Source organism: Micromonospora fulviviridis (genome assembly GCF_014648395.1).
Taxonomy (GTDB): domain Bacteria; phylum Actinomycetota; class Actinomycetes; order Mycobacteriales; family Micromonosporaceae; genus Micromonospora; species Micromonospora fulviviridis.
Map to the genome: position 1 here is coordinate 222,712 of NZ_BMRA01000008.1, position 9,385 is coordinate 232,096.

Here is a 9,385-nt window from a genome sequence, read left to right on the forward strand (position 1 = left end):
GTCAGCCTGCGTCCGCGGGTGGGGCGCCGACCCGGCCGCCCAGGGCGGCGGTGATCCGGTCCCGCAGCGCCGACAGCCGGTCGGGGTGGTCGCGCAGCACCACGCGCAGCGACCGGTGTCCGCCGGCGGCCACCCCGCCGAGCACGTCGAGCAGGGTGCCGAGCTGGGCGGGCGGCTCGTCGGCGAGCAGGTCCGCCGCGTCCCGGACGACGAGGGTCAGCGGGCCGGCGTCGAGCCGGTCGGCCAGCACGTCGGCGAGGGCGTCCCAGTTGCGCCCGAACCACGCCGGCAGGGGCAGGGCGTCGGCCAGCGCCTCGTACAGGCCGGCGCGGGTCCGGCCGGCCGTCCCGGCCAGCGGCACCCCGGCCGGCTCGGGCTCCGGCCCGGCGTCGAGGACGAGCCAGGCCGGCGGGTGCGGGGACGCTGCGCCCATCGGTCGATCCTTTCCGGTCGACGCGGGTCGGGCCCGCCGGCCCGACCCGCCCCGACGCCTGTCAGAGCCGGTAGAAGTTGGCGTAGTGGTCGGGCGAGAACCAGGTCGCCCCGGTGCTCTTGTTGACCACGATCCGGTACGCGTCCCGGGCGGCGCCGCAGGCGCGCGGGTAGACGTCGTACTCGTAGTAGGTGGCGTTGGTGGGGAGCTGCCCCTCGTAGTTGTAGAACCGGCCGCCGGCGAAGTTGCACAGGCCGCCGCTCCAGGAGTACCAGCCGCGGCTGGTCGGGAAGCTCTTGGCGGACCAGCCCGAGCGCGCGGTGCGGGCGTCCGCGCAGCGGGTCATCGTGCAGGAGCTGTAGACGGCGGCCTGGGCCGGCTCGGCGAGCCGGGTGGAGACCGCCGGCGGGCCGACGAGCGCGGCGGCGACAATGGCGGTGAGCAGGGCGCAGGCAGCGAGGGCCCGGCGTACGCGGGCGCCGGTGGAGCGGAGCGGGGTCGCGAGCGTGGTCAAGGGATCCTCCCCGAACTGGGCGACAACATCGACCGGTGTCGTTGTCCGATCGCGCCCAGTCTGGCGGTGATCCTCCCCGGCGTACAGACCCGCGCGGCGACCGTGCCCCGAATGCCGGGTGAACGCTCGATGATCGGCCGTGGCGGGGCAACCCGCGCAGCCCGACCCCGGCCGGGTCAGCAGCCGATCCGGGCGGCGCCCGCCGATAGATGCAGTGATGCCTGACGATGCCTGGCAAGGGGTGCGGGCGGGCGTCACCCCGCCCGCACCCACCTCACCTACTGCGCGAACGCCTGGAACTCGGCGATCCGCACGTTCTGCGCCTGCGGGCTGGCGGTGGCGCAGTCGGTCGCCGCCCGCGGGTCGGCGTCCTGCTCACCGGCGTAGTCCGGCGCGCCGGTGCACTGGTTGGTCAGCACCTCGACCCGCAGGTGGGTCGCGTCGGTCCGCGGGATGTCGAAGGACCGGACGATCAGCTCCGGGGCCCGGGGCCGGGGCGCCACCGACGGGAAGGCGTCCGCCGGGCTGGTGTAGACCACCCGGTAGTCCGCCGCGTCGGCACAGCTCACCCCGTCCCCCGCCGTGCAGGCGAGGACCCGGAACTGGCGCAGCGCGGAGAACCGGCTCTGGGTGCCGGCGTCCGCGTCGCCCGCCACCGGCGGGCGCAGCATCGCGCTGACCTGCACCCGGCGGACCTGCTGCGTACCGCCGGCCAGGTCGACGGTGACCTGCCGGCCGGCGACCGGCGCGCCCAGCGAGGCCCAGTTGGTGGCCTCGTCGTCGTCGGCGACCCGCGCCAGGTTGACCCCGTCCCCGCCGACCGTCGCGCCGGCGGCGGTCGAGGCGAGGTTGCGGCGCAGCCTGACCGGCAGGTCGCGGACCTGGCCGGCCTTCACGGTCACCGGGCCGACCCGGACGTGCCCGTAGCCCGGCGCCCGGACCACGAACTCGTACGTGCCCGGAACGAGGCGCACCTCGTCGGTCAGCGGGGTGGCCGCGTCGGTGTCCGCGACCGGCACTGCGCGCGCCTGGTAGCGGCCCACGAACAGTTGCGCCCCCGGCACGACCTCGTCGTCCACCGGCCGGAAGCGCAGCACCGCCTCGTTCGCGTGCGGGGAGGTGAAGCCGGGCGTCGGGTTGACGTCGGTGTTGCCCACGCTGGCCGCGGTCTCACCGAGGCCCCGGACGGCGAACGCGTTCCAGAGCAGGTCCTGGTTGGCCCCGCCGAAGCGGATCCGGTCCGCGGCGAGCATCGCGTCCCGGGCGTCGACCATGCTGACCTGGCTGACCGCCATCAGCAGGAACGAGTCGAAGACCAGCTGGATCCAGCGCCGGTTGCCCGGGCAGGCGGTCACCGGCGTCGCCCCGTCGGCGCAGGACTTCTGCAGGGCCGCGTCGCCGGCGCCGTACCGGGCCATCATGGCCGCCCGGATGTCGGCGTTGGTCGCGCTCCAGACCTCACCGGAGGCGTGCACCTGGAGGCCGACGAAGTCGTAGTCGATGGCGCTGTAGTTGAGCGGGCTGTCGCTCATGTTGTAGTTGCGGATGCCCGCGTTCGGGTCGCCGGTGGTGTACTCGCCGATGGTGAAGCCCTTCCGGCCCGGCGCCGCGTACCCGTGCTCGTACAGGTACTCCATGGCGAGCTGGTCCGACCAGCTCTCGCTCATCCCCTGCGGGGAGCTGACCCCGGCGTTCGGCCCGGCGATCATGCGGCCGCTGACGGCGTGGCCGTACTCGTGGGCGATGACCGACATGTCGAAGTCGCCGTCGACGCAGGGCGCGTAGAACGAGCCCGCGCTCGGCTGCCACAGGTACATGTTGGTGGTCGGGGCGATGCCGTCCGGCGGGGTGATCTGGTTGGCGTTGTTGCGGGCCGCGAAGGTCGGCGGGCCGCCGCTGACGCCGCCGGCCTGCGCGTTGCCCTGCTCCGGGTCGTTGCCCAGCGCGCCGCGGCCGAGGTTGTCCCGCTGCATGTTCCAGGTCGCCTCGGTGAAGCCCAGGTGGTAGGACCAGTCGTGCATCCGGTTGTGCATGGCGAACAGGTTGGCCCGCGCCGCGTCGATGTCGTTGGCCTGCGGCGAGGTGAAGGTGTCCGGGCTGCACTTCTGCTCGTACCACTGGTTGGTCCAGGGATACGCGTAATTGCGATCGGGGCGCGGCGTGGCCGTCTCGGTGCCCACGCTGAACGGGTCGTTGCTGAACCAGTTCTGCACGGCGATGGCGTTGTTGCCCCTCGTCGTGGTGGTCGACGTCCCGGTGGCCGGGTCCACGTCCCACGCAGGGTGCCCGGGCACGCCGACCACCTCGTCGCAGCCTGCCGCCGGTCCGGCGCACCAGCGCACCCGGGTGTCGGTGGAGGACTTGTCGACCGACGGGGAATTCGGGAAGACCTCCCACGACGGGTTGTCCACGTCGTGGTCGACCAGGTCCTCGCGGACCAGCACGCTGCCGTCACGGGCGTCCACGTAGGTGGCGAAGGCCGCCGGGTCCGCCCCGGTGACGTCCGCGCCGAGGACCACCTCGTACGCCGCCCGCGGCCCCCGGTCCGCGGTCGGCACCGCCACCAGCGAGGTACGCAGGACGGTCGGGTCGGTCAGACCGGCGTCGGTCGCCGCGGCCCGTCGTGCCTGGTCGGCGCTGATCGCGGCCGGGGCGGGCGTCCCGCCGTCGCGGGCCAGGGACGAGCTGACGTGCCAGACCACCCCGTCGCGGACGCCGACGGCCAGCATGCCGTCGACCGCGGCCGGCAGGTCGCCGAAGCGCTGCCGGAACAGCACGGTCGCGCCGTCCCCCATCGGCGCCACGGTCAGCTGCTCCAGCGCGGCGGCGCCCTCGGCGGTCAGCCCCAGCACGTCCCGGTTCGTGGCCACGTACGCCCGCGCGGCGGCGGCCGGGTCGGCGGGCAGGCCGGTGGCGAGCGGCCGGCCCGTCGCGGTGAGCATGGCCGGCGTACCGAAGTCGGTCCAGCGGACCCGGGCGCCGAGCGCGGCGGCCCGGTCCTTCTGGCGGTCGGTCGGCGCGGCCCGTCCCTTCCGGTTGTCTGTGGTCTTGCTGTCGTGGCTGTCGCCCGGCAGGTGGCCGGGCGGCGCCTGGGTCGGAATCTCGTTCCGGGGTGCCGCCTGGCCGCCAGCTCCTGCGGTCAGGACCAGCCCGGCCGCGAGTAGCAGCGCGGTGGCCCCCGTCGTCGCACGCGATGGTGTGCGCACGGTCCCTCCTGTCGTCGAACGGCGATGTCCGTCCCGCCATCCGACCAGCTCAACAGGACAGTCAACACCGGCCGAACATCCACAGATGGAGGTATCTGAATGATATTTCCTGCCGCCGACGCACGAGCAGACGCGTGGGCTCGCTGCTCTGCAGGGTCAGGCGGCTTTGAAGACCGTGTCCAGGTGCCACTCGAGGTACTCGGCGCTGGGTCTGTCGCTCCGCCGGTCCGGCACGGCAATGGTGGTGCCGGCCTTGGCATAGAACTGGTCACCGTTTCCGAACTCGCTACGCAGCCGAGGGCTCACCATCAACCGGTACTTCGGGTCGACTCCGAGGTATCCCCTGTCGAACAGGATGTGGACGTCCGACTTCAGCAGCAGACCGTTGTCAATCCGGTGCTCCCCACCCTGAGGGAGCGGTCGAATGTGAGCTGCTTGCAACACCGGCTGAACCTTGTTGCCGGTGATTGCACACCGTCGCCCGTAGGCACCGAGAACCACCGCCTTGAAGGACTGCTGACCGAGGCGTTGAGGCACCAGACGTGGGTCGCCGTAAACCGGACCGGGCCGGTGCCAGGGCTCACTGTCATCCAGCTCGACCGTCACGCCTAACAGTCGATGCAGCAACAGATCGAAGTAGCTGGCTACCAACGGATCAGCGAGGTTGTACGTCTTCCCCTGCACCACGTTGGACGCGAAACCCGGAGGCGGGCCAGCAGTCGAACCATCGGGGAAGAAGACACTGTCCCGGACGAAAATACAGCCGATGACGGGGTCTTCGTCGAGTCCGATCGGCTGCTTTCGGTATCTGCCGACGCTTTGGCGCATCTCGTCCAGGCTGCCGACACCGTTCGCCTCACCGAACAACTCCCATGCTTCTGAGATGCGCAACTGTGTGAAGCCGCTGAAGAAGCCCCCGCCGACTATTTGGTTGAGTGGGTGGTGCGCCTTGAAGAAGAAGGGTTCGCCAGGTGTAAGAGCGCGGAAGGCCCCGCCGGAGGGCCGCCAGAAGTTGACCTCCGTCAGGGTGGGCCGCGCGGCTAGAAACCGGTACCACTTCTCGTCTGTCACTCCGACGAAGGTCCGCACACCGGTAAGCGTGCATGACCTTGATCCTCTCGGCCACCCCCGAAAGGGCGACGTCGAACCGGTAGAAGCGGCGCGAATTGACGGACGGGCTTGCCTCCGGGCGGAATTCCCGACCCAGCCGGTGGCATCGCTAGGGCTTGAGCCGCACGTACGCTGCGCCCTCAGCCAATCGCGGCCGCCCGGTGGGCGAGGATGGCCAGGGTTTCCCGGCGCACCTCGTCGGTGTCGTGAACGAGGCGACGGTGGGTGAAGCGGACCACCAGGATGCCCACGGTCGCCAGCAGCGCGTCCCGACGCAGGTCGATCTCCCGCTGCCGCGGGTCGCCGTGCGTGGTGGCGCCGTCGAGTTCGATGTTGACGCGCTCCCGCTCGGCGAACAGGTCCAGGTACATGGTGCGGCGCCCGACGCGTACCCGCACCTGGCGGCGGAAGGCCGGCATTGCCGGGCCGGTGAAGACGTGCTCGTGTCCCCAGATCTCCAACGGGCTGCGGCAGCCTCGCCGAGCCGCGCCAGCAGCTTGCGGAGCGCTCCCCGATCAGGCAGCTTGGGCACGGTCCCCAGGGCCTCCACCAGCCGCTGGGCCGTGGCGAGCCGGTCGTTGACCGCCTTGATCACCGGTGCTCGCCGCTCGCCGGACGGCAGCATCGGCCAGGAGTCGACGAGGGCCTGTTCGAGCCGGGTCACGGTGAGGCCCCGCCGGACCACCACGTGCGGCGGCTCGAGGAGGAGGCCCTGACGCCGGTGCACCGCCACCCCGGGCCGGCTGCGGATGCCCGCGCCGGCCGGGGCGCTCAGGTGCAACAGGTCGCCGGCCCGCGGCCGGCGTATTCCCCAGATCGCGAGCGCGCTGAGGTGGCTGAGCACGCCCCGCCCGTCGGCCCACAGGTGGGCCGCGCGAAGGCCCACGGCAGGGTCGAGCCGGCCGATGGTCGCGGGGCCGTTGGGAGGTTCCGGTCGACCCTTCAGCAGGTGCGCCGCCACGAACACCTCGGGCAGCACCCGCACCAGGTCACCACTGCCGCACGCCTGGCTCAGCGTCCACTCCGGCACGACCTGCTCGGCCACCGCACGGGTCACCAGCCCACCGCCCCGCTCCACCAGCTCCCGAAGCACCGAATTCACACCCCGACCCTGACGCCCCAAGGCCGTCTCCCCCAACAACCCCAACCACCACCTGTGCAGAGCCCTCGCACTGTGGACAACCCCCACGCGGCCCCCGCCATGCGCTAGGGCCGCCCTGATCGTTGGCGGGTCGGGTGCCGTGTCGTCGGCGTGTCCTGTCACCGGTCCGTCAGCGATCATGGCGGCCAGCAACCGCGCGCCGGTCCGGGCCGATGGCGCTTGCCCGCGCGGCTGCCGTGCACCGCTGCGCCGGCTTGTTAGCGTGGGACGGCGGGGGCCGGCCTGGCGTCTCCGCACACCCCTCGAACGGCTGCACCGACCCCGTACCGGCGTGGCCGTACGATGCTCGGCTGCTCGACCGGGGAGGGGTGTGATGACCGGGACGCCCGGCGAAGACGGCGGCTCCCGCGCGGGCGAGACGGACGACGGCAGCCCCGGCGCCGGCCGCGGTCAGAGCGTCGAGGGCCGCCGGGGCGGGGTACCGGCGCCGGACCCGTGGGAGCAGTGGCTCACCCGTGGCCGGGAACTCTGGGCGGCGACGCGGCGCGGGGCGAAGCGGTTGTGGACGGCCGCCCGGCCCGTGCTGGACCAGTTGCGGTGGTCGGAGCCCGAGTCCTCACCGGTGACGATCGTCGACCGGCGGGTGGCACCGACCCTGCTGGTGCCGGCGCAGGGGCAGGTCTACCACTTCGTCGTCCGCGCCACCTTCACCTGGTCCTCCGACGAGGCGCGGCCGGAACTCTTCGGCTGGTACGTCGAGCAGTTCCAGCCCCAGGCAATGCAGCGGCTCCGGCGCATCGCGGTCCGGTGCGCCGCGGAGATCCCGCCGGATCGCCCCCGGGCGTTCGCGCTCGCCCTGGACGATGCGATGACCGGCGACGACGCCCTTCCCTGGGCCTACGAGCGCGGCGGGGTCACGTTCACCTGTGAGCCGGACGTGGCCGTGTACCTGGACGAGCCGGTCCGCAAGCTGCTCCAGCCGTACTGGGACCAGCGCATCGCCCTGGAGTGGAAGCGTGACCTCGACCGCCGGCGCGCGGAGTACGCCGAGGAACAGCGCGGGCGCCGCCCGGCGGACGCGGCGGAGGACGGCGCCGCGCCGGCGGACGGCATGCCGGACGCGCTCCGGGGGGAGCACCCGACTCACCAGCGGGAGTCCGGGGTGGCCGGCGCGCGGCGACGTCCGGCCGAGCAGGGCCAGCGGGGTCCCCGGCCGGGCTCCCCGGTGGAGCAGTTCACCCCGCTCGAACCCTTGCTGCCGCCGCCAGGACCGCCTCCCCCGCGTCCCGCGCCCGGGCAGCGACCGGCGTCCACGGGCGGGCCCACCCCGGCTTCGGGCGACCCGGACAACCCGGGGCCGCCCGACGCCTGAGCCAGCGGGTCAGCAGTTGTTGGTGCTGGTCTGGTTGCGCTTGAGGTAGTCGGACCAGGTGACGCCGTGGACGACCGAGACGACGACGCTGCCGTCGTGGATCTGCTCGTAGTGCAGGTGCGGGGTGCGCCAGCCGTCACCGTGCCCGATGACCATGGTGTGGCCGCAGCCGGTGGTGGTCGAGTACGACTCGACAGAGAACCACAGATATCGATGTTATGCCACGGGCGGCAGGTCACCCTCGTGCGCGTACGGCAGAATCGGCGGGCGATGGAGGCGGCGAGGATCCTCACCGCGCTCGCCGAGCTGGCCCCGGCCGGCGCCGAGCGGACCTTCGACGTGTCCGGCGCCGGCCGCCCGCTGATCTGGCTGCCCGAGCCCGACCGGGGGCCGCGCGGCACCCGGCTGGACCGGCTGGCGGCCCTGGACGCGCTGCACCGCGACGAGCGGATCCTGCGCCGGGGCCTGGCCTTCGTCGTCGGCGGGGCCGACCTCGACGGGGGCCGCCGGCGGGTTCGCGTGCCGCTGCTGGCCCAGCCGGCACGCCTGGACCGCACCCGCCGCGGCTATCGGATCGTGCCGGCCGGGGACCTGGAGCTGACCTCGTTGATCGAGGACCGGGACCTCGCCGCCCGGCTGGAGGCCGCCCCGGGCCTCGCCGGGCCGGGCTGGCTCCGGGCACCCGGCACCACGGCGTGGATCACCGCCGCAGCCGAGGCCGCCGGCCTGAAGCCGGAGGCGGTGCTGGCGAGGCCGCCCCGCAGCATCGACGACGCCACGCTCACCGGGGTCGCCGCCGCCGCGCTCTTCACCACCCGCGACGTGCTCGCCGGCCGGCTGCGCGACACCCTGCTCGGCTGGGCGGCCCGCCCCGGGCTGGCGGACACGGCGCTGAGCCGGCTCTACGGCGACCGGACCGCCGACGGTGGGCACGTCCCGGCCGACGACGCGGAGGTGCTGTCGCCCCTGCCGTTGAACACCGCCCAGCGCGACGTGGTCCGGCGGACCAGGACCGAGCCAATCGTGGTCGTCTCCGGCGCACCCGGCAACGGCAAGAGCCACGCCCTGGTCGCCGCCGCGCTGGACACCGTGGACCGGGGCGGCTCCGTGCTGGTGGCCACCCAGTCGGTGCACGCCGCGGACGTGCTGGGCGAGCTCCTGCGCCGGCACCCCGGCCCGACTCCGGTGCTGTTCGGCGACGCGGAGCGCCGCGAGACGATCGCCGCCGACCTGGCCGGCGGCGCGGCGGCGGGGGCGGACGACGCCACGCTGCGGGCCGACGAGGCCGCCGTGGCGTCCGCCCGGGACCGGGTGGCGGCCGTGTCGGCCGGCGTCGCCGCCGCTCTCGACGAGGAACGCCGGGCGGCCACGCTGCCCGGCTGGCAGCCGCTGCTGCCCGCCCTGAGCCGGGACGCCCCGCACCTGTTCGACCCGGACACCGACCTGACCTCGGTCCGGTCGGCGCTGGCGGACGCCACCTCGGCGGGCGACGGCTGGTGGCGGCGCTGGCGGCGGGCCCGCGCCGGGCAGCGGCTGCGGCGGCTCGTGGGCGGCGACGTACCGGTGGAGCGGGTGCGGGCCGCGGTGGAGGCGGCGAGCGCGGTACGGGCGGCGGCGCGGCTGGCCGCCGCCGGCGGCACCGACCTGG

7 protein-coding genes and 1 pseudogene are annotated in these 9,385 nt (G+C 73.8%); 2 read left to right on the top strand and 6 right to left on the bottom strand.

What is annotated here, in order from left to right; translation table 11 throughout:
- Position 1 precedes the first annotated feature (1 nt).
- The 5 genes from IEY96_RS22150 to IEY96_RS32805 form a co-directional block, all read right to left on the bottom strand.
- Entirely contained in the window at positions 2-433 is a 432-nt protein-coding gene (locus IEY96_RS22150; RefSeq protein ID WP_189196721.1) for a barstar family protein, read from the bottom strand.
- A gap of 61 nt (positions 434-494) precedes the next feature.
- A complete protein-coding gene (locus IEY96_RS22155; protein WP_189196722.1) occupies positions 495-947 on the bottom strand; it encodes a ribonuclease domain-containing protein in 453 nt (150 codons plus the stop codon).
- Between the two features lie 278 nt (positions 948-1,225).
- Entirely contained in the window at positions 1,226-4,153 is a 2,928-nt protein-coding gene (locus tag IEY96_RS22160; protein WP_189196723.1) for a M36 family metallopeptidase, read from the bottom strand.
- Between the two features lie 156 nt (positions 4,154-4,309).
- Positions 4,310-5,242: an HNH endonuclease gene (locus tag IEY96_RS22165; RefSeq protein WP_189196724.1), complete on the bottom strand. Its 933-nt coding sequence runs from the start codon at positions 5,240-5,242 to the stop codon at positions 4,310-4,312.
- Between the two features lie 161 nt (positions 5,243-5,403).
- Positions 5,404-5,724 carry a DUF559 domain-containing protein gene (locus tag IEY96_RS32805; protein WP_229791788.1) on the bottom strand — a complete coding sequence of 107 codons (321 nt, stop codon included), beginning with the start codon at positions 5,722-5,724 and terminating at the stop codon, positions 5,404-5,406.
- Between the two features lie 1,014 nt (positions 5,725-6,738).
- On the opposite strand from IEY96_RS32805, the gene IEY96_RS22175 reads away from it, so the two are divergent.
- Positions 6,739-7,737: a hypothetical protein gene (locus IEY96_RS22175; RefSeq protein WP_189196725.1), complete on the top strand. Its 999-nt coding sequence runs from the start codon at positions 6,739-6,741 to the stop codon at positions 7,735-7,737.
- 9 nt (positions 7,738-7,746) lie between these two features.
- Here the strand turns inward: IEY96_RS22175 and IEY96_RS22180 are convergent, their stop codons facing one another.
- Entirely contained in the window at positions 7,747-7,893 is a 147-nt protein-coding gene (locus IEY96_RS22180) for a hypothetical protein (protein ID WP_229791789.1), read from the bottom strand.
- Between the two features lie 114 nt (positions 7,894-8,007).
- Here IEY96_RS22180 and IEY96_RS32810 point away from each other — a divergent pair.
- Positions 8,008-9,385, top strand: a pseudogene (locus tag IEY96_RS32810) (AAA family ATPase); the annotation flags it as partial.